The organism is Pseudomonas sp. P1_F1_2, assembly GCF_056405815.1.
This window is the reverse complement of record NZ_JBFUBK010000104.1, coordinates 1-22,055: the sequence shown is the minus strand read 5'-3', so window position 1 is coordinate 22,055 and position 22,055 is coordinate 1. Positions and strand designations below refer to the sequence as shown.

General features: G+C 58.3%; 21 protein-coding genes, 1 tRNA gene and 1 rRNA gene. 18 read left to right on the top strand and 5 right to left on the bottom strand.

Features of this window, described 5'->3' with window-relative positions:
- Positions 1 to 68: 68 nt before the first annotated feature.
- Positions 69 to 184: ribosomal RNA gene (gene rrf / locus AC1D2P_RS24755) — 5S ribosomal RNA — on the top strand.
- Positions 185 to 590: 406 nt separating this feature from the next.
- Here rrf and AC1D2P_RS24750 read toward each other — a convergent pair.
- Positions 591 to 667, bottom strand: a tRNA-Arg gene (locus AC1D2P_RS24750).
- 347 nt (positions 668 to 1,014) lie between these two features.
- Between AC1D2P_RS24750 and gabD the strand changes: the two genes are divergently transcribed.
- The 3 genes from gabD to AC1D2P_RS24735 all read left to right on the top strand — a co-directional run bounded on the left by gabD (position 1,015) and on the right by AC1D2P_RS24735 (position 5,271).
- Entirely contained in the window at positions 1,015 to 2,457 is a 1,443-nt protein-coding gene (gene gabD / locus AC1D2P_RS24745) for an NADP-dependent succinate-semialdehyde dehydrogenase (protein ID WP_109785271.1), read from the top strand.
- Between the two features lie 183 nt (positions 2,458 to 2,640).
- Positions 2,641 to 3,918, top strand: coding sequence for a 4-aminobutyrate--2-oxoglutarate transaminase (gene gabT, locus AC1D2P_RS24740; RefSeq protein ID WP_477811635.1), 1,278 nt, complete (start codon positions 2,641 to 2,643; stop codon positions 3,916 to 3,918).
- 138 nt (positions 3,919 to 4,056) lie between these two features.
- The gene (locus AC1D2P_RS24735; RefSeq protein ID WP_109785272.1) at positions 4,057 to 5,271 is read left to right on the top strand and encodes a response regulator; all 1,215 of its coding nucleotides are present in this window, start codon (positions 4,057 to 4,059) and stop codon (positions 5,269 to 5,271) included.
- A 32-nt stretch (positions 5,272 to 5,303) separates the two neighbouring features.
- Here the strand turns inward: AC1D2P_RS24735 and AC1D2P_RS24730 are convergent, their stop codons facing one another.
- Together AC1D2P_RS24730 and desA are read right to left on the bottom strand one after the other, a co-directional pair.
- Positions 5,304 to 6,293, bottom strand: a complete 990-nt coding sequence (locus tag AC1D2P_RS24730) for a GGDEF domain-containing protein (protein ID WP_046031361.1) — start codon at positions 6,291 to 6,293, stop codon at positions 5,304 to 5,306.
- A 148-nt stretch (positions 6,294 to 6,441) separates the two neighbouring features.
- On the bottom strand, positions 6,442 to 7,626 hold the full coding sequence (gene desA, locus AC1D2P_RS24725; RefSeq protein ID WP_046031360.1) for a delta-9 fatty acid desaturase DesA: 1,185 nt from the start codon (positions 7,624 to 7,626) through the stop codon (positions 6,442 to 6,444).
- Positions 7,627 to 7,773: 147 nt separating this feature from the next.
- Here desA and dibA point away from each other — a divergent pair, with 147 nt between their 5' ends.
- The 6 genes from dibA to AC1D2P_RS24695 all read left to right on the top strand — a co-directional run bounded on the left by dibA (position 7,774) and on the right by AC1D2P_RS24695 (position 13,999).
- The gene (gene dibA, locus AC1D2P_RS24720) at positions 7,774 to 9,693 is read left to right on the top strand and encodes a phosphodiesterase DibA (RefSeq protein ID WP_109785273.1); all 1,920 of its coding nucleotides are present in this window, start codon (positions 7,774 to 7,776) and stop codon (positions 9,691 to 9,693) included.
- A gap of 276 nt (positions 9,694 to 9,969) precedes the next feature.
- The gene (oscA, locus tag AC1D2P_RS24715; RefSeq protein ID WP_046031358.1) at positions 9,970 to 10,149 is read left to right on the top strand and encodes a sulfur starvation response protein OscA; all 180 of its coding nucleotides are present in this window, start codon (positions 9,970 to 9,972) and stop codon (positions 10,147 to 10,149) included.
- A 69-nt stretch (positions 10,150 to 10,218) separates the two neighbouring features.
- Complete coding sequence (locus tag AC1D2P_RS24710; protein WP_109785274.1) at positions 10,219 to 11,232, top strand: sulfate ABC transporter substrate-binding protein; 1,014 nt, start codon at positions 10,219 to 10,221, stop codon at positions 11,230 to 11,232.
- Between the two features lie 69 nt (positions 11,233 to 11,301).
- A complete protein-coding gene (cysT, locus tag AC1D2P_RS24705; protein WP_033058556.1) occupies positions 11,302 to 12,120 on the top strand; it encodes a sulfate ABC transporter permease subunit CysT in 819 nt (272 codons plus the stop codon).
- A 13-nt stretch (positions 12,121 to 12,133) separates the two neighbouring features.
- Positions 12,134 to 13,006 carry a sulfate ABC transporter permease subunit CysW gene (cysW, locus tag AC1D2P_RS24700; RefSeq protein WP_046031356.1) on the top strand — a complete coding sequence of 291 codons (873 nt, stop codon included), beginning with the start codon at positions 12,134 to 12,136 and terminating at the stop codon, positions 13,004 to 13,006.
- A 3-nt stretch (positions 13,007 to 13,009) separates the two neighbouring features.
- Complete coding sequence (locus AC1D2P_RS24695; RefSeq protein WP_046031355.1) at positions 13,010 to 13,999, top strand: sulfate/molybdate ABC transporter ATP-binding protein; 990 nt, start codon at positions 13,010 to 13,012, stop codon at positions 13,997 to 13,999.
- Between the two features lie 102 nt (positions 14,000 to 14,101).
- Here AC1D2P_RS24695 and AC1D2P_RS24690 read toward each other — a convergent pair whose 3' ends face one another.
- Positions 14,102 to 14,620 carry an Mpo1 family 2-hydroxy fatty acid dioxygenase gene (locus AC1D2P_RS24690; RefSeq protein ID WP_046031354.1) on the bottom strand — a complete coding sequence of 173 codons (519 nt, stop codon included), beginning with the start codon at positions 14,618 to 14,620 and terminating at the stop codon, positions 14,102 to 14,104.
- 81 nt (positions 14,621 to 14,701) lie between these two features.
- Here AC1D2P_RS24690 and AC1D2P_RS24685 point away from each other — a divergent pair, with 81 nt between their 5' ends.
- From AC1D2P_RS24685 to AC1D2P_RS24670, 4 genes are all read left to right on the top strand, one after another.
- Positions 14,702 to 15,388, top strand: a complete 687-nt coding sequence (locus AC1D2P_RS24685; protein ID WP_109785275.1) for a Crp/Fnr family transcriptional regulator — start codon at positions 14,702 to 14,704, stop codon at positions 15,386 to 15,388.
- 70 nt (positions 15,389 to 15,458) lie between these two features.
- Positions 15,459 to 15,824, top strand: a complete 366-nt coding sequence (locus AC1D2P_RS24680) for a response regulator (protein WP_046031352.1) — start codon at positions 15,459 to 15,461, stop codon at positions 15,822 to 15,824.
- 111 nt (positions 15,825 to 15,935) lie between these two features.
- Positions 15,936 to 16,184 (top strand): helix-turn-helix domain-containing protein, encoded by a 249-nt coding sequence (locus AC1D2P_RS24675; protein ID WP_109785276.1) that lies wholly within the window; start codon positions 15,936 to 15,938, stop codon positions 16,182 to 16,184.
- Positions 16,177 to 16,848 carry a HipA N-terminal domain-containing protein gene (locus AC1D2P_RS24670; protein ID WP_109785277.1) on the top strand — a complete coding sequence of 224 codons (672 nt, stop codon included), beginning with the start codon at positions 16,177 to 16,179 and terminating at the stop codon, positions 16,846 to 16,848. The genes AC1D2P_RS24675 and AC1D2P_RS24670 overlap by 8 nt, the downstream gene beginning before the upstream one ends.
- Here AC1D2P_RS24670 and AC1D2P_RS24665 read toward each other — a convergent pair whose 3' ends face one another.
- Entirely contained in the window at positions 16,849 to 17,853 is a 1,005-nt protein-coding gene (locus tag AC1D2P_RS24665) for an AraC family transcriptional regulator (RefSeq protein WP_046031349.1), read from the bottom strand. It lies immediately after the preceding gene.
- A gap of 100 nt (positions 17,854 to 17,953) precedes the next feature.
- On the opposite strand from AC1D2P_RS24665, the gene AC1D2P_RS24660 reads away from it, so the two are divergent.
- The 4 genes from AC1D2P_RS24660 to AC1D2P_RS24645 all read left to right on the top strand — a co-directional run bounded on the left by AC1D2P_RS24660 (position 17,954) and on the right by AC1D2P_RS24645 (position 21,952).
- Positions 17,954 to 19,027 carry a fatty acid desaturase gene (locus tag AC1D2P_RS24660; protein WP_477811634.1) on the top strand — a complete coding sequence of 358 codons (1,074 nt, stop codon included), beginning with the start codon at positions 17,954 to 17,956 and terminating at the stop codon, positions 19,025 to 19,027.
- A gap of 394 nt (positions 19,028 to 19,421) precedes the next feature.
- On the top strand, positions 19,422 to 20,003 hold the full coding sequence (locus AC1D2P_RS24655; protein WP_046031347.1) for an alpha/beta hydrolase: 582 nt from the start codon (positions 19,422 to 19,424) through the stop codon (positions 20,001 to 20,003).
- A gap of 59 nt (positions 20,004 to 20,062) precedes the next feature.
- Complete coding sequence (locus AC1D2P_RS24650; RefSeq protein ID WP_109785279.1) at positions 20,063 to 21,007, top strand: sigma 54-interacting transcriptional regulator; 945 nt, start codon at positions 20,063 to 20,065, stop codon at positions 21,005 to 21,007.
- 147 nt (positions 21,008 to 21,154) lie between these two features.
- Positions 21,155 to 21,952 carry a MetQ/NlpA family ABC transporter substrate-binding protein gene (locus AC1D2P_RS24645; RefSeq protein WP_109785280.1) on the top strand — a complete coding sequence of 266 codons (798 nt, stop codon included), beginning with the start codon at positions 21,155 to 21,157 and terminating at the stop codon, positions 21,950 to 21,952.
- The last annotated feature ends 103 nt before the right edge of the window (positions 21,953 to 22,055 follow it).

Genomic DNA, 22,055 nt, shown 5'->3' with positions numbered 1-22,055 from the left:
ACACCCAACTATCGCATACCCAATTTGCTGAAGCGCGGCCAGCTGGCCACGATTCGGTACCCGAATTTCTTGACGACCATAGAGCATTGGAACCACCTGATCCCATCCCGAACTCAGCAGTGAAACGATGCATCGCCGATGGTAGTGTGGGGTTTCCCCATGTGAGAGTAGGTCATCGTCAAGATTAAATTCCGAAACCCCAATTGCGAAAGCAGTTGGGGTTTTGTTTTGCCCGCAGGAAAGTTCGTACGCAGGTGATCTGCTTCAAGCATGAATACTCAGGCCTCATGCTCGATCAAGGCTTTACGAATAGCTTGCGCTAGTCCAAAACGCCGCTTGAGCGCGCCTTAGCGTGCCGTGTTATTGGGCGAGGAACGAAGAGCCTGATTCGCCGAAGACCTGGCCATAAAGCTTCTGGGGAGCTTACAGGCCGCCCGGTAGGCCTGGCAGGCTGATTTGCTTGTGCTTCAGGGCATGATCACATGCCTCAGGCATGCGCCGCCCAAGATGCCCCGGGATTAGGAATAGCAGACCATCACCCACAAAAAAGCCCCAGACCCTAAGGACTGAGGCTTTCTCGTTTCAACGTATGGTGCACCAGGCGGGATTCGAACCCACGACCCCTGCCTTCGGAGGGCAGTACTCTATCCAGCTGAGCTACTGGTGCAAGCGGGCGCCATGATACTCATATGTGTAGCGGGCGTCCATGCTGCTGAATCGCTTGTGTTTTTTGAAAGCGTAACGTGTGTTTGCTACGTTGATCCGAAAAATAACGCAAATGCGGCGTTTTCGTTCTTTTTTTCGAACAGGCTATTGTCCTTTACCCCCTTTGATCCTAGGATTCGTTTGAGATTTCAAACGCTCTTGTCTGGGTGCTGAACCGCACGATATCCATCGGTGCGCTATTTATGTGCTTCAGCCCAGTGAATGATTTCCCTGACGGCAGCCTAAGGGCGCCTTTCTACAATCATAATTTGCTCCGCGCCTGCCGCGGTGCTGTTAAGGAAAGCCGACATGCAGCTTAAAGACACCCAGTTGTTCCGCCAGCAAGCCTTTATCGATGGCGCTTGGGTCGACGCAGACAATGGTCAGACGATCAAAGTGAACAACCCGGCAACGGGCGAAATTCTGGGCACTGTGCCGAAAATGGGTGCCGCCGAGACCCGTCGTGCCATCGAAGCCGCTGACAAAGCGCTGCCGGCCTGGCGTGCTCTGACCGCCAAGGACCGCGCGAACAAGCTGCGCCGCTGGTTCGAGCTGATTATCGAAAACCAGGACGACCTGGCTCGCCTGATGACCCTCGAGCAGGGCAAGCCATTGGCCGAAGCCAAGGGCGAAATCGTTTACGCTGCTTCCTTTATCGAGTGGTTCGCTGAAGAAGCCAAGCGCATCTACGGTGACGTGATTCCTGGCCACCAGCCAGACAAGCGCCTGATCGTGATCAAGCAGCCAATCGGCGTGACCGCTGCCATCACCCCGTGGAACTTCCCGGCCGCGATGATCACCCGTAAAGCCGGCCCAGCACTGGCTGCCGGTTGCACCATGGTGCTCAAGCCTGCTTCGCAAACCCCGTTCTCCGCATTCGCTCTGGCTGAACTGGCTCAGCGTGCCGGCATTCCAGCCGGTGTGTTCAGCGTTGTTTCCGGCAGCGCCGGCGACATCGGTAGCGAGCTGACCAGCAACCCGATCGTACGCAAACTGTCCTTCACCGGCTCGACCGAAATCGGTCGTCAGCTGATGGCTGAATGCGCCAAGGACATCAAGAAAGTGTCCCTGGAACTGGGCGGCAACGCGCCGTTCATCGTGTTTGACGACGCGGACCTGGATAAGGCCGTCGAAGGCGCGATCATTTCCAAATACCGCAACAACGGCCAGACCTGCGTCTGCGCCAACCGTCTGTACATCCAGGACTCGGTCTACGACGCATTCGCCGAGAAGCTGAAAGTGGCCGTGGCCAAACTCAAGATCGGCAACGGTCTGGAAGCCGGCACCACCACTGGCCCGCTGATCGATGAAAAAGCCGTGGCCAAGGTACAAGAGCACATTGCTGACGCAATCAGCAAAGGCGCAACCGTTCTGGCGGGTGGCAAGGTCATGGAAGGCAACTTCTTCGAGCCGACCATCCTGACCAACGTGCCGAAAAACGCTGCAGTGGCCAAAGAAGAAACCTTCGGTCCATTGGCACCGCTGTTCCGCTTCAAAGACGAAGCCGAAGTGATTGCGATGTCCAACGACACCGAGTTCGGTCTGGCTTCGTACTTCTATGCTCGCGACCTGGGCCGTGTGTTCCGTGTGGCTGAAGCCCTGGAATACGGCATGGTCGGCGTCAACACCGGGTTGATCTCCAACGAAGTCGCGCCGTTCGGTGGCATCAAGGCCTCGGGCCTGGGCCGTGAAGGCTCCAAGTACGGCATCGAAGATTACCTGGAAATCAAATACCTCTGCCTGGGCATCTAAGCCCGGCAAGGCATTGCTTCAAGCACAAAGGGCACGAGAGCGCTGACCCTTTGTGCGTTTCAAATCGCATTATTCTCGGTGGCCGGGAACGTAGTGACAGTCGATCATCGCATGCTGTTGCCGTTGCTCCCCGCCACTTAATCCTTGAACCACGCCGCCCGATGAGCGGTGAATGAGGACTGTATGAGCAAGACTAACGCTTCTTTGATGGCCCGCCGTACCGCTGCTGTTCCACGTGGTGTAGGCCAGATTCACCCGATCTTCGCCGAGTCCGCGAAGAACGCTACCGTGACCGACGTTGAAGGTCGTGAGTTCATCGACTTCGCCGGCGGTATCGCTGTGCTGAACACCGGTCACGTGCACCCGAAAATCATCGCCGCCGTAACCGAGCAGCTGAACAAGCTGACCCACACTTGCTTCCAGGTTCTGGCCTACGAGCCGTACGTAGAAGTGTGCGAAAAAATCAACGCCAAGGTCCCAGGTGATTTCGACAAGAAAACCCTGCTGGTGACCACGGGTTCCGAAGCCGTAGAAAACGCCGTGAAAATCGCCCGTGCCGCCACTGGCCGTGCCGGCGTGATCGCCTTCACCGGCGCTTACCACGGTCGCACCATGATGACCCTGGGCCTGACCGGTAAAGTCGTGCCTTATTCCGCCGGCATGGGCCTGATGCCAGGCGGCGTGTTCCGCGCCCTGTACCCGAACGAACTGCACGGTGTGAGCATCGACGATTCGATCGCCAGCATCGAACGCATTTTCAAGAACGATGCTGAACCGCGTGACATCGCTGCAATCATCATCGAGCCAGTGCAGGGCGAAGGTGGTTTCTACGTTGCGCCTAAAGAATTCATGAAGCGTCTGCGTGCTCTGTGCGACCAGCACGGCATCCTGCTGATCGCTGACGAAGTACAGACTGGCGCTGGCCGTACCGGCACCTTCTTCGCCATGGAACAGATGGGCGTTGCTGCCGACCTGACCACGTTCGCCAAGTCCATCGCAGGCGGCTTCCCGCTGGCGGGTGTATGCGGCAAGGCCGAATACATGGACGCCATCGCTCCAGGCGGCCTGGGTGGCACCTACGCCGGTAGCCCGATCGCTTGCGCTGCGGCCCTGGCCGTGATGGAAGTGTTCGAAGAAGAACACCTGCTGGACCGCTGCAAGGCTGTCGGCGAGCGTCTGGTCACTGGCTTGAAAGCCATCCAGGCCAAGTACCCGGTTATCGGTGAAGTCCGCGCCCTGGGTGCAATGATCGCTGTTGAGCTGTTTGAAAACGGCGACAGCCACAAGCCAAATGCTGCTGCGGTAGCGTCGGTTGTGGCCAAGGCTCGCGACAAGGGCCTGATCCTGCTGTCCTRCGGCACCTACGGCAACGTTCTGCGCGTCCTGGTACCGCTGACTTCGCCGGACGAGCAACTGGACAAAGGTCTGGCGATCATCGAAGAGTGCTTCTCCGAGCTGTAATCACCTTGTGTGACCTGATCGACAAAAAACCCGCTTAGGCGGGTTTTTTTACGCCTCTTGAAACACATTGAGTGCATTTGTTATGTATCGGGCAGTCAGTGTTGACTAAGGTTCATGCATTGCGAGGGAGCGTATTGCATGAGTGCCGTTGATTTGCCCGCTGTACCGAGAGTGTTGATTGCCGAGGCTGACCCTTGGTCTCGCGATTTGCTCAAACAGGTGTTGCTGAATGTGCGCTGCGACGCGCGGCTGGACCTGTGCGCCGATGGTCAGCAGGCGTTGGAACTGCTGGCGGACGTGCCGTATGACCTGGTCATCGTCGACTGGGAGTTACCCGGCGTCGATGGCCTGAATGTGTTGCGCAATGTGCGCCAGCGCAAGCGCAATCCATTGCTGCCCTTCATTCTGATGAGCAGCCGCAATGACAGCGCGAGTGTGCATGAAGCCTTGCCCCTGGCGCCCACCGCTTACTTGACCAAACCCCTGGACATGGAAAACCTGACCCACCGCCTGGAGGAGTTGCTGCTGAATGTCGGTGAGGAAGTGTCCTGCGCGATACCGGTGCTGGCACAAGGCATGACGTTGTCGGTGTATCTGGAGCGTCGTCGGGAGCTGGCGGATGGCGCACCGTTGATGACTGACGTACAAGTGGCGGTCAAGCGCAGCCTCACCCCCCAGCGACTGGACCTGACCCGACTCGAAGCTGAAATCCGTACCGACCCTCAGATCACCGCGGTATTGATCGCCGCCGCCAATAGCGCAGGCCATCATCTGGGGGCAGCGGTTCAAACCCTGTCTCAAGCGTTGCACCGATTGGGGACGGGGCAAAGCATGAACCTCATTCTGGGGCTGACCCTCAAGCGCAGTGCCCGACTGAGCGATCCGTTCCTGGCGGATTATGCCGAGCGTTATTGGGAGTTGTCGCTGCATACCGCCGAATACGCCCGGACGCTGGCGCGCTTGCTGGATCTGGATCAAGAGCGTTGTTATTGCGCAGGTTTGTTGCATCGACTTGGCGACCTGGCATTGCTCAAGTGTTTGCAGGAATGGAAGCAGGCCGGGGGTGAGTTGGATGAGTGGGAAGAGGTAGGTGATGCGCTCACCGAGTTCGGTGCAGCCTACGGTTCGGCACTGCGCACTCGCTGGCGGCTGCCGCTGGAGTTGCGAGAACTGATTGCGGCGGTCTATCAGCTCGGTGGCGGGGTTTACTCTCGCGAAGCGCTAGTGATGAACATGGCGGCGCAATTGGCGCGTCTGACGGAGCACGAGGGCATTGAGGCGCTAGCCAGGAGCCGCACGGCGCGGTTGCTCAAGATTGGCTTGCCGGAGCTGATGCGTTTGCGCAAAAAGTAAGCCATACACTAAGGGGGTTGGTGATTGGCCTGCTAGCTGGAAACAATCCGGTTTTTGCCTTGTCGCTTGGCCTCATACATCGCCGCATCCGCCCGTGAGAACAGGCTGTCGAGGCTTTCGTCGGCTTCGGTGAGGCTGGTCAAGCCCTGGCTGACGGTGATGCCGAACGTCTGGTCGTCATGACTGAAGCTCAATTGTTGAATCTGCCGTTGCAGACGTTCGGCCACTTGCATGGCCGTGTCGGGCGCGCAGCCGGGGAACACCGCCGCGAATTCTTCGCCACCAATTCGCCCGAACACATCCCCACGGCGCAATGCCCCGCGCCCGCTTTCGGCGATCTGTTGCAGCACCGTGTCACCTTTCGGATGACCGTATGTGTCGTTGACCACTTTGAAATCATCGATGTCCAGCAACAGGAACGCCAGCGGCGTCCCTTGCTTGCGTGCGAGTGCAAACTCTCGTTGCGCGCATTCGAAGAAGTGCCGGCGGTTACTGCTTTGCGTCAGCACGTCGGTGGTGGCCAAACGTTGCAGCTCGGCGTCCATCCGCTTTTTTTCGGTGATGTCTTCGGCAATGCCCACGATGATGACCGGTTGCCCGGGTTCGGCCTGTCGGTTGATAAAGCATTTGTCGCTGAGCCAGCGAACCTGTCCGTCAGCATCGATGATGCGGTATTCGCGATCTTCAACGGCGCCTTTGACCAGTACTTCGGCCAGGCTTTGCTGCGCATAGTCCAGATCGTCGGGGTAAATGCTGTCGCGCCATTCGTTACAGTCGGACAACAATTTCCCGGCGCTGCGGCCGAAAATCCGCTCATAGGCCGGGCTGACATAGAGCACCTGACGCGTTTCCCAATTGAATGCCCAGAGCACCGCATTGACGCTCACCAGCAGCGAGCTGAACAGCTGTTCGCGCTCGCTCAGTCGCGCCACTTCGCTTTGGGCATGCATCAGCGCCATCAGGGTTTGAGCCGTGTCTGGCGATTGCGCAAAGGATGAGTCGTGCGGGTTTTTATGGACCATCGAGACAAATCTCAAAGTACTGCGCCGCTCCAGGTTCGAAAGCGGCTACAGCGAAGCTCGCCGGGGGGCGAAGTGTCTTTGAGATAGGGGATTTAGAGCTAAGTTCCGAAGGGTGCGCCCGCGAGCGGGGGCGCACCGATCAACGGCATCAGGCAGCGGAAGGGCGCAGGGAATAGGTTTTCAACTGGTCGGCAAAGTCGCGCAGCGATTGAATGCCGCTGGCCTCGGCTTCATGCACCCAGTCCTTGATGGCAGCGAGCATGTCATGACCATTTGAGCTGGTCTTGACCCAGATCTGCTGCAAGGCCAGGCGTTTCTCGTAAATTACCTTCAGCGCCTGGCTGTGCTCGAGCATGGTCTGGATGCGAACGTGGTGTTTTTCATCCAGCAAGCTGGTTTCCCGCGAAAGCAGGCGCTTGGCGCGGTGGAATTGATGGCGGACCGAGTGATCAACCTTTTCCAGCTCTTGCTTGACCAGTGGCGCGATAACCAATTTGCGGTACTGGGCCATGATCTGGAAGCGGTTATTGAGGATCGCCATGGCGGTGTCCATGTCCAGGTTGCCTTTGCCTTCAACCCGGTGGGCGATCGGTGCAACACGCTGGACTTTGGCCAGACGAAAGAAACTGAAGACCTGGATCCAGGCCCAACCAAGGTCGAACTCCCACTTCTTCACCGACAATTTTGCCGAGTTAGGGTAGGTGTGATGATTGTTATGCAGTTCTTCGCCGCCGATCAGGATGCCCCAAGGCACCAAGTTGGTCGCCGCATCGCGGCATTCGAAGTTGCGGTAGCCGATGGCATGACCAAGGCCGTTGACCACACCGGCGGCCCACACCGGGATCCACATCATCTGGATGGCCCAGATGGTGATGCCGATGGTGCCGAACAGCAGCAAGTCGATGACGCCCATGATCGCCACACCCAACAGCGGATAACGGCTGTAGAGGTTGCGTTCGATCCAGTCCTCGGGGCAGTTCTTGCCGTAGATGCGCAGGGTCTCGGGGTTTTCCGCTTCGGCGCGGTACAGCTCGGCGCCTTTGCGCAGAACGGTGGAAAGCCCCTTGATGACCGGGCTGTGCGGGTCATCGACGGTTTCGCATTTGGCGTGGTGCTTGCGGTGGATGGCCGTCCACTCGCGGGTGTTCTGTGCAGTGGTCAGCCACAACCAGAAGCGGAAGAAATGTTTCAGGCCGGCATTGAGCTCAAGCGAGCGATGGGCTGAATAACGATGCAAATAGACCGTAACGCCAACAATCGTGACGTGGGTCATCAACAGAGTGACTGCGACCAGAGACCAAGGCGACAAGCCGAGAAAACCTTCGTACCACATAGGCTATAGGGCCCTCGATAAAGAAAAAAACAGCCGTTGCATTATCACTAAGCCCACGGATAAAACCAGTCGCCCTTTCAGATAAGAGTGGCTGGATGTGTCTTCAACCTATAATTCCAACCCTACTGTAGGGACATGGACGGCCCAATGTCTGCCACCTATCGCGATGCCCTGCGTACAGCGCTGCTTTATCTGTTGATTTCAGTCGCCTGGATGGCGTTCAGCGGCTATTTATTGAACAGTTTCTTCGATAGCTCTGCTGAGTTATTGCGATGGCAACTGATCAACGGCTATGTCTGGGTGGTGCTCAGCGCAGGGTTGATCTTCGTTGCCCGGGCCCGGCTGTTCCAGTGTCTGGGGATCGGCGCCAAACTGCGCGAGCGGCATGCCGACCGGGAGCGCTTGCGCCAGGCCGCAGCCGTGTTCGATTGCACGCGTGAGGGTGTTCTGGTCACCGATAGAAACGGACGGATTGTCCATGTAAATCGGGCCTTCATGGCGATCACCGGTTATCAGCAGAATGAAGTGCTGGGCCAACAACCCAGTCTGTTCAAATCGGGCCATCATCCACCGTCGTTTTACCGGTCGATGTTTGCAGCCCTCCACAGCACTGGCGAGTGGAGCGGGGAAATCTGGAACCGCCGCAAAAGCGGTGAAATCTACCCGCAATGGCAAACCATCCGCATCATTCATGACGATCAGGGGCGGCACAGTCATTACGTTGCGGTGTTTTCCGATATCAGTGCGATCAAAAACTCCGAGCATGAGCTCAAACACCTGGCTCACCACGACCCGCTGACCGATTTGCCCAATCGGCTGTTGTTCACCGACCGTGTCGAACAGGCACTGGCGTCGGCGCAAATCCACAAACGGAGTTGCGCGTTGCTGATGATCGACCTCGATCACTTCAAGATGATCAACGACAGTCTCGGGCACACCGTGGGTGATCAGTTGCTAAAAGCCGTGGCCGAGCACTTGAAAGCCCTGTTCGGCCCGGGAATCACGCTGGCGCGCCTGGGCGGTGACGAGTTTGCGGTGCTCGCCGAAAACTGTCCGCAAGTGGCGCAGGCGGCGACGTTGGCTCAGCGGGTCATCGATGGTCTGCGCGAGCCCTTCTATATCGACGGGCATCGACTTTTTATCAACACCAGTGTCGGCATCAGTCAGTTTCCCGGTGATGCCTTGAGTGCCGAGCAAATGTTGCGCAACGCCGACTCAGCGCTGTTCAAGGCCAAGAGTGCAGGGCGCGATGGTTACGCGCTTTACACCGAAGAATTGACGGCCCATGCCCAGCAGCGCGTGGAAATAGCGTTTGAATTGCGGCGCGCCCTGCAGCAGCAGGAGTTGCGCGTCCATTACCAACCCGTGCATGACCTCAAGACCAGCCGTCTGATAGGGGTGGAAGCGTTGGTGCGTTGGGAACATCCGCAGCGCGGGCTGGTGTCGCCGGCAGAATTTATCCCCGTCGCCGAGCGTATCGGGCTGATTGCCGAGATCGATGCCTGGGTCTTGAAGCAAGCCTGTGAGCAAATGTGCCAGTGGCAAGCGGCGGGTGTGGCGTTGTCGTTTGTCGCGGTGAATGTTTCATCTCGACTGTTTGCCCGGCGTGAGCTGTATCAGCAAGTAGTTCGGGTGCTTGATGCGACGGGCCTTGACCCGAAGTATCTCGAACTGGAAGTCACTGAAAGCGCAGTGATGGATGATCCGGAGGAGGCGCTGGAGCAGATGCATCGCCTGCGTGAGTTGGGTGTGCGGTTGGCCATCGACGATTTCGGCACTGGCTATTCGTCGCTGCTGCGCCTCAAGCGATTGCCAGTGCAGAAGCTCAAGATCGACCAGGGATTTGTTGCAGGTTTGCCCTGGGATGAGGATGACGTGGCCATTGTGCGGGTGATCATTGCCTTGGCGCAGAGCATGGGAATGCAGGTGCATGCCGAGGGGATCGAGCAGCTTGAGCAGGCCGGTTTCCTGCTGGAGCATGACTGCGATCTGGGGCAAGGCTACTGGTTTGGGCGACCGGTGCCGGCTGAGCAACTGGATTGGATGTGTGCGCCGGTTATTCGATAAGCCCGCGATCGTTCCTACGCTCTGCGTGGGAATGCCGCCCGGGACGCTCCGCGTTGCCGCAAAACCATGACGCAGAGCGTCATCGAATGCATTCCTGCGCAGGGCATGGAAACGATCAACACGCCGTAACCCCCCGTCCCGCCAAATAATATTTTCTGGTTATATAAACATTCTTAAATAGTCTTTTTAAGAATAACCGCGCCTCTCTACTATTGGTCTCACGCCGCAAGCAGTGCCGCCACTGCCAGGCAACCTCTCAGTTGAAGGAGCAGCACCATGAGCGCATCCCTACGTAGTGTTGATGGCCAAGACGAAGCAACCATTTTGCGTGAGATCCAGAGCGCGTTGCGCGATCTGCGCTTTGGGGCGGTGGAGATCACCGTGCACAACGCCCAGGTCGTCCAGATCGAACGCAAAGAGAAATTCCGTTTGCAGAACCCGAGCAAGCCGAGCTGAGAAATCGGCGACCCGCTTCCAGCACTCCATAAAAAAGCCAACACAATCAGAATTCCAGGAGCTTTCACCATGTCGTCGATTCGTCATTTTGCTTTGGCCGCCCTGGCCAGTGCCCTTTTTGCGGGTTCCGCAGTCGCCAAGGATTACGAACTGCTGAACGTGTCGTACGACCCGACGCGTGAGCTGTATCAGGACTACAACGCCGAGTTCATCAAGTTCTGGCAGAAGGATCACGCAGGCGACAACGTGAAGATCCAGCAATCCCACGGTGGTTCGGGCAAACAGGGTCGCGCTGTCATTGACGGTCTGCGCGCTGACGTCGTGACCCTGGCCCTGGCCGGCGACATCGACGAAATCGCCAAACTCGGCAAGACCCTGCCGGCCGACTGGCAGACGCGTCTGCCGGAAGCGAGCACGCCGTACACCTCGACCATTGTGTTCCTGGTGCGCAAGGGCAACCCCAAAGGCATCAAGGACTGGGGCGACCTGGTCAAAAATGACGTATCGGTCATCACCCCGAACCCGAAAACCTCCGGCGGTGCACGCTGGAACTTCCTCGCAGCCTGGGCCTACGGCCTGAAAGCCAATGGCGGTGACGAAGGTAAAGCCAAAGACTACATCCAGACGCTGTTCAAGCACGTTCCGGTGCTGGATACCGGTGCTCGTGGCTCGACCATCACCTTCGTCAACAACGGTCAGGGCGACGTGTTGCTGGCCTGGGAAAACGAAGCCTTCCTGGCCCTGAAAGAAGACGGTGGTGCCGACAAGTTCGAGATTGTCGTGCCTTCGCTGTCGATCCTCGCGGAGCCTCCAGTGGCCGTGGTCGACAAAAACGCCGAGAAAAAGGGTAACGAGCAGATCGCCGAAGCATACCTCAAGCATCTGTACAGCCCGGCAGGCCAGGAAATCGCGGCGAAAAACTTCTATCGTCCTCGTGACAAAGACGTGGCCGCCAAATACGCCAAGCAGTTCCCGACCCTGGAGCTGGTATCCATCGACAAAGACTTCGGCGGCTGGAAAACCGCACAACCGAAGTTCTTCAACGATGGTGGCGTGTTCGACCAGATTTACCAGGCGCAGTAGTCTTAAATAGCCATCAACGAGCCCCGATTTAACCGTCGGGGCTTTGCGCGTTCTCAACCAAGGACTTTTATGTCGCGTCGTATCTCCCCCGTCATACCCGGCTTCGGGCTGACGCTGGGCTACACCTTGGTGTACCTCAGCCTGATTGTGCTCATTCCACTGGCGGCGATGTTCGTCCACGCCGCTCAACTCACCTGGGATCAGTTCTGGGCAATTATCTCGGCGCCACGGGTGCTGGCGGCGTTGAAGCTGAGCTTCGGCACCGCGCTCTATGCCGCGATCATCAACGGCATCATCGGCACGCTGCTCGCCTGGGTACTGGTGCGCTATACCTTCCCAGGGCGCAAAGTCATCGACGCAATGATCGACTTGCCCTTCGCTTTGCCGACTGCGGTGGCCGGTATCGCACTGACTGCGTTGTACACCCCCACCGGTTTGGTGGGTCAGTTTGCGGCGGATCTGGGTTTCAAGATCGCGTACACCCCCCTGGGCATCACCCTTGCCCTCACTTTTGTGACACTTCCATTCGTAGTACGTACCGTACAGCCGGTATTGGCCGATATTCCCCGTGAAGTGGAGGAAGCGGCGGCGTGCCTCGGTGCAAAACCGTTGCAGGTTTTCCGCCATATCCTGGTGCCCGCGTTGTTGCCTGCGTGGCTGACCGGCTTCGCTTTGGCCTTTGCCCGCGGGGTCGGCGAGTACGGCTCGGTGATTTTCATCGCCGGCAACATGCCGATGAAGACCGAGATCCTGCCGCTGCTGATCATGGTCAAACTCGACCAGTACGATTACACCGGCGCCACGTCCATTGGTGTACTGATGCTGGTGGTTTCTTTCGTCCTGTTGCTGCTGATCAACCTGCTGCAACGTCGCATCGAAACCCCATAAGGAGGCGCGAACCATGTCCCAATCGTCTATCGCTGCCGCCTCTTCGGCCAACGCTGCGCGCCGTGGCAGTGCCACCTCGCGAAGAATCCTGATCGGTCTTGGCTGGCTGATTTTTGCGCTGTTTCTGCTGTTGCCGCTGTTCATCGTGGTGTCCCAGGGCCTGAAGCTTGGCCTCGGTGCGTTTTTCACCGCGATTTTTGAACCGGACGCGCTGTCGGCGCTGAAACTCACGGTGATCGCCGTGTTGATTTCCGTGCCGCTGAACCTGGTGTTCGGTGTCAGCGCCGCCTGGTGCGTGAGCAAGTACTCGTTCCGCGGCAAGAGCATGCTGGTGACGCTGATCGACCTGCCGTTCTCGGTCTCACCGGTGATCGCCGGTCTGGTTTACGTGTTGATGTTCGGTGCCCAGGGCCTGTTCGGGCCGTGGCTGCAGGATCACGACATCCAGATCGTCTTCGCATTGCCGGGCATCGTGTTGGCGACGATTTTCGTCACCGTGCCGTTCGTGGCTCGCGAGTTGATCCCGTTAATGCAGGAACAAGGGACTCAGGAGGAGGAGGCCGCGCGCCTGCTGGGCGCCAATGGCTGGCAGATGTTCTGGCACGTCACCGTGCCCAATATCAAATGGGGGCTGATCTACGGCGTGGTGCTGTGTACCGCGCGGGCGATGGGTGAGTTCGGTGCGGTGTCGGTGGTTTCCGGGCACATTCGCGGGGTGACCAACACCTTGCCGTTGCACGTTGAGATCCTCTACAACGAATACAACCACGTGGCCGCGTTCGCCGTGGCGAGCCTGTTGCTGATCCTGGCGCTCTTCATCCTGCTGCTCAAGCAGTGGAGCGAAAACCGTATTAACCGCCTGCGCGCCAGCGCCGCGGAGGAATAATTCATGTCGATCGAAGTGCGTAACGTCAGCAAGAATTTCAACGCGTTCAAGGCGCTGGACAACATCAGCCTGGACATTCAGAGCGGCGAACTCGTAGCGCTGCTCGGCCCGTCCGGCTGCGGCAAGACCACGCTGCTGCGGATCATCGCCGGGCTGGAAACCCCGGATCAAGGCAACATCGTGTTCCACGGTGAAGACGTGTCCGGCCATGACGTGCGTGATCGCAACGTCGGTTTTGTGTTCCAGCACTACGCCTTGTTCCGCCACATGACGGTGTTCGACAACGTCGCATTCGGCCTGCGCATGAAGCCGAAAAACCAGCGCCCGAGCGAAAGCCAGATCGCGGTGAAAGTCCACGAATTGCTGAACATGGTGCAACTGGATTGGCTGTCGGATCGTTATCCGGAACAGCTCTCCGGTGGCCAGCGCCAACGCATCGCCCTGGCCCGCGCCCTGGCGGTGGAACCGAAAGTCCTGCTGCTCGACGAACCGTTCGGTGCTCTCGACGCCAAGGTCCGCAAAGAGCTGCGCCGCTGGCTCGCGCGTCTGCACGAAGACATCAACCTGACCTCCGTTTTCGTGACCCACGACCAGGAAGAAGCGATGGAAGTGGCCGACCGCATCGTAGTGATGAACAAAGGGGTGATCGAACAGATCGGCTCACCGGGCGACGTCTACGAAAACCCGGCCAGCGATTTCGTCTATCACTTCCTCGGCGACTCGAACCGGCTGCATCTGGGGGAGGACCATCACGTGCTGTTCCGTCCTCACGAGGTGTCGCTGTCACGTCATGAGCTGGAAGATCACCACGCGGCTGAAGTGCGCGACATTCGTCCGTTGGGCGCGACGACTCGGGTGACGTTGAAGGTCGAAGGCCAGGTCGAACTGATTGAAGCTGAAGTGGTGAAAGACCATGACAGCCTGACCGGGTTGGCGAAGGGCGAGACGCTGTTCTTCAAGCCCAAGGTCTGGCAGAAACTCGCCAACCTCTAAAGCAAAAGCATCGTCGGAGCGCCGCCCGGAGCAAGCTCGCTCCCACAGGAGTTCTATGCACGCCATAGATCCAATGTGTGCGAGCTTGCTAGCGATGGCGCCTTAGGCCGCAGCGCGATTCGGATTTATTCGTACACCCCCGGCTCGCGCCTCGATCTGCTCTTTGAGGTCATGCCGCAGCCCCAGCAAAAACGCCAGCTCCGCCACCACAAACAACGGCCCGACAATCAACCCGGTCACGTCGTCGACAAACGCCGGTTTACGCCCTTCATAGTGATGGCCGACAAACTGAATCGCCCAGCCGATCACAAACATGCCGATGCCGCTCACCAGCCAGACCAGCGTGCTTTGCTGCGCCAGCGTTTGCCCCGCCCAAACGGACAGTGCCAGCAACACAGTCATCAACACCCCGAGGCGCAACTCCAGGCGCAGGTAAAACCACGCCGACGCCAGCGATACCAGCACCGCGGGTGAAAGCCAGCCTCCGGCCCATTGCGGCCGCGACAGCAGCACTGCGACTGCCACCACGATCAGCGGAATACCGATAAAGTGGCTGGCAATGTTGCGCGGGTCTCGGTGGTAGGCGGCGTATTGACTGAGGTGGTCGACGAGGCTTTTCATTATTATTCTCCTGTAGGGTGATCGATCATGCCCCGGGGCCATTTTTCGCTCTGTCAGCCAGGCGACAGTCTAGGAGTTTTCATGGATATGCAGGACTGGCGTTCAACCCTCATGACGGGGCAGTGGTTCAGTCATCTACCCGTTTCTTTCCAGCATAGTCTGCTGGCGATTGCCCGGGCGCGACGACTGGGAGCGGGGCAACTGCTGTTCAAGCGTGGCGATCCGCCGTGCGGGCTGTACGCGGTCCTCGAGGGATCGGTGCGCATTGGCGCGGTGAGCGAGCAGGGCAAGGAGGCCTTGCTGAGCCTGGTGGAACCACCGCATTGGTTCGGCGAAATCTGCCTGTTCGACGGCCAGCCGCGCACTCACGATGCGTTCGGCGTGGGCCAGTGCGTGTTGCTGCACATCCCGCAAGCGGTACTGCTGAAGTTGCTCGATGAGCAACCGCAGTATTGGCGGCAACTGGCGTTGCTGATGAGCCAAAAACTGCGCATGACCTTCATCAACCTCGAACAATTGAGCCTGATGCCGGCACCGGCACGGCTGGCGCATCGCTTGCTGATGATCGCTGCCGGTTACGGCGAAATCACCCCGCCTCGCCGTGTGCTGCAACTGCCACAGGAGCAATTGGCGTCGATGTTGTCGCTGTCGCGCCAAACGACCAATCAGATTCTCAAGGAGTTGCAGGGGCAGGGGATTCTGGATCTGAGGTACGGCGAAATCGAGATTCTGGACGCTGAGCGGCTGCGGGCGCTGGCGATTGTTTGAAACCCGACGTTATCGGTGGGCTTTGTCTGCGAAGGCGCCTAGCCTGTGATGACGATTATCGAGGTGTGCCATGCGTGTACTGTTAGTGGAAGACGAACCCGAAACCGCCGCACTTCTGGCCAAAGGCCTGAGTGAGGCGAGTTATTCGGTTGATGTGGCGCTCAACGGAATGGACGGCCGGCGCTTTATCGAGTCTGGTGAGTACGAGCTGATCATCCTCGACGTGATGCTGCCGGGACTCAACGGTTGGCAGTTGCTGCAACAGATCCGCAAGCTCGGCGAGACGCCCGTGTTGCTCCTCACCACAAAGGACGGCATCGAGGATCGTCTGCGCGGCCTGGAGTTGCATGAGGATGATTACTTGCTCAAGCCGTTCGCCATGAGTGAGCTGGTAGCGCGCGTGCGCAAGTTGTTGCGGCGCGATCGCGGGCGCTGATGGTTGTCAGTTGGTTAAAATTTGAGCTGAACTTTGTGCCTGAACTGCACTAAATACAATGCATAAACACAAGTTAGTAGTTTTTGCACTGTATGGAATGCAGGTTGGCGTATGAAAAATCTTGGTGATCTAATCCGTTCGCTACGCAAAGAGCGAAAGCTCTCCCAGCAGGCGCTGGCAGAGCAGTACGGCATGAGCCGTTCTACGATCTCGGGCATAGAGAACAATACCGTCTCTGAAATTGGTTTGCGCAAGGTCGAAGCGATCCTCAACGGCTTCGGTTATGAACTGACCGCCGTGCCGCTGCAGTCGAAGCGCCCCACGCTCGACAGTCTCAAGAAGGTGAACTTCCATGGATGAACCGCAGGAAAGGGACAGGCTGCAAATCAATGTCAGCGATACCGCAGTCGGAAACCTCGGCCGAGGCCAGGTTCGCAGCGACACTGTGTTTGCTTATGCGATAGAGACGCAGGAAGAAAACGCCGTCTCGTTGACGATGCCGGTTCGCCTCGAAAGTTACTCGTGGGAGCGAGGCGTGCCGCCGCTTTTTGAAATGAATTTGCCTGAAGGCGCTTTGCGCGACGAGTTGACTCGTCGTTTCAGTAAGGCAGTTCGAGGATTTGACGATTTTTCTCTGCTGACTATTGTCGGTCCCCACCAGCTTGGGCGAGTAGGCATTACACCGGAGCAGAATGTGCCCGACCGGCCTCCCGAAACCAGTCTTGCAGACCTGTTGATTCACGATGGCACGCAAGGCTTGTTCGACGACCTCATGGATACCTATGGCCAATATTCCGGTGTTTCCGGCGTGCAGCCCAAAGTGCTGATGCGCTTTGGCCGCTCGGCCTGCAACTTGACCGAAGGGCGCTGCAACGAACTGCTGCAACTAGTCGTCCATGGGATGGATTTGGCGATGATCGAAATGCGCAACCACATCAAGGCAAACAGCGCATTTGCCGAGGTTGGCGCCGGGATGTTGGACCAGTGGGAAGCAGGCGTTGCGCGCAGTCTGGTCAAAGGCTGATCAGCGCAACCCATCCCGAAACTGCCCCGGCGTCATTCCAGTCCAACGCTTGAACGCGCGGCTGAAACTGCTGGTATCGGCAAAGCCCAACAGGTAACTGACTTCACTCAACGAACACTGCGGGTCGCGCAGGTGCAACAGCGCCAGGTTTTCGCGACTTTCATTGAGCAGCGTATCGAACCGGCAACCTTCGTCCGCCAGGTGCCGTTGCAGGCTGCGCAAGCTCAGGTGCAGGGCCTTGGCGATGTGTTCGGCGCTGGGTTCGCCTTCCGGTAATTGTTCTTCAATGGCATCGCGCACCTTGCGCTCCCAGGTCAGCGGCTTTAGCTGCGCCAGCGTTCGCTTGAGCACGGTTTCGTTGTGCTCGGCCAGCTCCGGGTTGGCGTCGTCCAGGTGACTGTCGAAGTCGACGAGGGCAAATTCCAGTCGGTCTTCATCGGCGCCGAAGTACACCGGCGAACGGAACACCTTGTGCCATTGATGTGAATCTGCCGGTTCCGGGCGGCGCAGGTACACCGCCAGTGGGGCGTAATCGCGGCCCAGACGATTGCGGCAGGTGCGCACATAAATCGCCGCGAAAGCGTCGATGGCTTCGAATGCGGGTGCGGGGTTGCCGGGCGGAATTTTCAGGCGAAAACGGTAGCAATCTTCGGCACGGGTCAGCTCCAGTTCCAGGGCATCGCTGACCACTTGGTGATAGCGCACGATGCGTTCGAACACCTCGCGCAAACTGCCGCTGGCCACCAGCGCATAACCGAGCGCATGAAACGTGGTGGGGCTGACGAAGCGCGACACGCGCAAGCCAATCGCCGGATCGCCACTGACCTGCACCGCGATTTCCCACAGGCGTGTGGTGCTGGACAACGGGTAACGAGCGTTCGGGTCGTCCATCAATTGCGGGTCGAGCCCCGCCTGGTGGCACAGGGCGGTGCTGTCGAGGCCCAGGGCATCGAGCTGCTTGCGCAGGGCGCGGGTCCAGCTGGCAAGGGAGGTCGGTTCAGTCATGCTGATTGGCGCTTCCGGTCAACAGGTTGGCGTTCACGGCTACCACCTTGTAAACAGTCACAAGGCAGGATGCGAACATCAATAACCAGAGGATGGAAGCATGCACGGTACTTCTGCAAGTCCCCAACGACTGAATGCAGCGCAGCGATCAGCACATATTCGTGAAGTGGTGCTGGCCAAGGGCGTCGAATTGCGTCAACGCTACCCGATACTCRATCACCAGGACGCCCTCGGCGCAGGCATTCTGGCGTTCGCCCTGACCGGGATGATCGGGTCGGCGGCCCTCTACATGACCGGGCACATGGCCTGGTGGGCCTGCCTGTTGCTCAACGCGTTTTTTGCTTCGTTGACCCACGAGCTGGAACACGACCTGATTCACAGCATGTACTTTCGCAAACAGCGGGTGCCGCACAACCTGATGATGGGGCTCGTGTGGCTGGCGCGGCCGAGCACGATCAATCCATGGATCCGTCGTCATCTGCACCTCAATCACCACAAGGTGTCCGGCACTGAAACCGACATGGAAGAACGTGCCATCACCAACGGCGAGCCTTGGGGTGTTGCGCGACTGTTGATGATCGGCGACAACATCATGTCGTCGTTTATCCGCATGCTACGGGCCAAGACCTGGGCGCAAAAATTCAGCATCCTCTACCGCACGGTGAAGGTCTACGCACCGCTGGCGCTGCTGCATTGGGGCGCGTGGTACGTGTTTCTCGGCTTCCATGCGGCCAACGGAATCGCGTCTTTGATGGGCGCGCCTATCGAGTGGTCAGCGACCACGTTGTCGGTGATGCAGTTGATCGACATCGCGGCGGTGGTGATTATCGGCCCGAATGTCTTGCGCACGTTCTGCCTGCACTTCATCAGCTCGAACATGCACTACTACGGTGACGTGGAACCGGGGAACGTCATTCAGCAAACCCAAGTGCTGAACGCTGCATGGCTGTGGCCCTTGCAGGCGTTCTGCTTCAACTTCGGCAGCAGCCACGGCATCCATCACTTTGTCGTGAAAGAACCGTTTTACATTCGCCAGATGACCGTGCCGGTCGCGCATAAAGTGATGCGCGAGATGGGCGTGCGGTTCAATGATTTCGGCACATTCGCCCGGGCCAACCGGTTTACACGCAAAGAAGCTGTGCAGCCGCGAGAGGTGCGTGCCGCTCAGGTGTAATGGCTGTGATCGGAAATTCAAACACGCAACAAGCGATGGCATTGGCGTTCGTCATCAATCTGACCCAAACGAGCGATACGTTAAGACACCAGCAGGGAGGCTGGGTGTTCCACGAATCGCTGAACGCATATTCTTTATGGGTCTAATAAAGTAATTAAATATTCCTTTATTAGATAACCGTTTCGAACAATCATCGCTTCACAGGTTTTTGAGTTTCCGGGGCCGTCTCCTTGGCAGGGTGCGGCCCTTTTTTTTGCCCAGGAAAAATGCCGACCCATTCTTGGTAACCTGCATATTCTATAAATGCATTAATAAATAGCTTCTTATTCCTTAACGAATATAACTCTCCTCCCTATACTCGACCACGAACAGACACGCTGCAGGAGAGTTCCCCATGCGCAACGAATCAATTCGCTACCTGATTGTGCCGGGCTGGCAAGGATCGCCGGAAGATCATTGGCAAAGCCACTGGCAGAACAGCCTGCCGAACAGCGCGCGGGTGGAGCAGGCCGACTGGCTGACGCCGCGTCGTGAAGACTGGGTCGCGGCGCTGGCCGAGGCGATAGTCGCCGACAGCACGCCGGTGATCCTGATCGCTCATAGCCTGGGTTGCATCACCGTCGCCCACTGGGCAGCGGCTGCCCCCGTGCAATTTCTACGTCAGGTTCGCGGGGCCTTGCTGGTCGCGCCGGCCGATGTCGAACGCCCGGCGTGCGCGCCGGCCTTGCGCAACTTCGCGCCGATTCCCACTGACCTGTTGCCGTTTCCAAGCCAGGTCGTCAGCTCCGACAACGACAACGCCGTCAGTGCGTCGCGAGCCCTTGAGCTGGCGCGCAACTGGGGTGCCGAGGCGGGGATTTTATCGGGTGCCGGACATATCAATGTGAAGTCGGGTCACCAGCGCTGGGAGCAGGGGTTTGCGTACCTCTATCGCCTGCAAAACCGAATGGAACACCACGCCTTGCGCCGCGCTTGAACCCTTATTTTTTTTAAAACGCCTACCCGTCTCCCGGCGGCCTTGGGCGGGAGTCTGCCATGAGTTTTGAAGCCTTCGGTCAGCCGCTGCTGACCTTCCCCGATGCAGAAAAAAGTCCCCTGAGCATCCGCGCCAAAGCGCTGGTGTTCGTCGATCCGCGTTCGCGGCAATTGCGCCAGGAACTGGAAGCGCTGGCCCCGCGTTCGATCTCGGTATTGATCCGCGGTGAAACCGGCACCGGCAAGGAATTGCTGGCGCGTCATATCCATCGCGCCAGTGATCGCGGCGGCTTGTTCGTGTCGGTCAATTGCGGCGCGATCAGCCCGACTTACGCCGATGCCGAATTGTTCGGCTATGCCGCCGGCAGCTTCAGCGGTTCGGCCAGCAGCCGCGCCGGGTGGTTCGGCTCGGCCAATGGCGGCACGCTCTATCTGGATGAAATCGGCGATTTGCCGCTGCCGATTCAGATCAAATTGTTGTCCGCGCTTGAGAACCACGAAGTCATCCGCGTCGGCGCACATCAACCGAGCCCGGTGGACGTGCGCCTGGTCGCCGCGACCAGCATAGATCTGGCCCAGGCCGTAGCCGCCGGGAAATTCCACGAGCGGCTTTATCACTACCTCAGCGAAGGTCATCTGGAGCTGCCGGCATTGCGTGACCGCGTGGGCGATATTCTGCCGCTGGCCGAGTATTTCCTCGGCATCTACAGCCAGCGCCTCGATCTGCCGGTGCCGTTGATCAGTGAAACCGCGCAGCGTGTGCTGGAGCGGCACAGTTGGCCGGGAAATACCCGAGAGCTGGAAAACATCATTCACTTTGCATTGTTGGTGAGCACCGGCGACGAGATTTTGCCGGAGCATTTGAATTTGCCGGAAGCGCCAGAATCGCTGGCGCAGATCGAACAGCAAGCGGCTCAACTGATTGAAAACGGCAGCGCAGCCGAGCGTTCCGCGCTTAAGCGTTTGCTGGAAAGCCTGACGCAGACGCTGCACGGATCTGTATGAGCAAAATGGAATATGAAAGTGAATAAAAGATATTATTCGGGAATAAAAAATCCCGGTATTGTCCGCGTCACGCCAGCGATAGCACTTCACTGGCACTTGTATTTAGCCGTCGTCGATGACGACCGTGATTTTCGATAAGGACACTGCATGAAAAAGGTTCTGTTGTTCACCGCTCTGGCGGCTGCCCTGACTGCGGGCCTGGCCCAGGCTGGCGAGAAACTGGTAGTTGCGGCTACCCCGGTTCCACACGCCGAGATTCTGGAGCTGATCAAGCCAACCCTCGCCAAAGAAGGCGTGGACCTGGAAATCAAAGTCTTCACCGACTACGTTCAGCCGAACGTACAGGTTGGCGAAAAGCGCCTGGATGCCAACTACTTCCAGACTCTGCCATACCTCAATAGCTTCAACGAAGGTAAGTACAAGGACGACAAAGCCAAGTACCTGGTGACCGTGCAAGGTGTTCACGTTGAACCGTTCGGTGGCTACTCGAAGAAATACAAAACCCTGGCCGAACTGCCAGACGGTGCGACCATTGCCATCCCGAACGAAGGCAGCAACAGCGGCCGTGCGCTGATCCTGCTGCAGAAGGCTGGCCTGATCGAGTTGAAAGACCCGAAGAACGCCCTGGCGACCCCGAAAGACATCGCCAAGAACCCGCACAACTTCAAGTTCAAGGAACTGGAATCGGCCATGCTCCCGCGTGTGCTGGATCAGGTTGATCTGGACATGATCAACACCAACTACGCGCTGGAAGCCAAGTTGAACCCGACCAAGGATGCACTGGTGATCGAAGGCGCCGATTCGCCTTACGTGAACTTCCTGGTTGCCCGTGAGGACAACAAGAACAGCGATGCCATCCAGAAACTGGCCAAGGCCCTGACCAGCCCTGAAGTGAAAGCCTTCATCGAGAAGAAGTACAGCGGCGCCGTTCTGCCAGCGTTCTGATTCGCGACGTAAACCCTTTCAAGGTTTCAAACGCCGACGGCTGATGCAGCGTCGGCGTGATCGTTCCCACGCTCCGCGTGGGAATGCCTCTAGGGACTAGGGA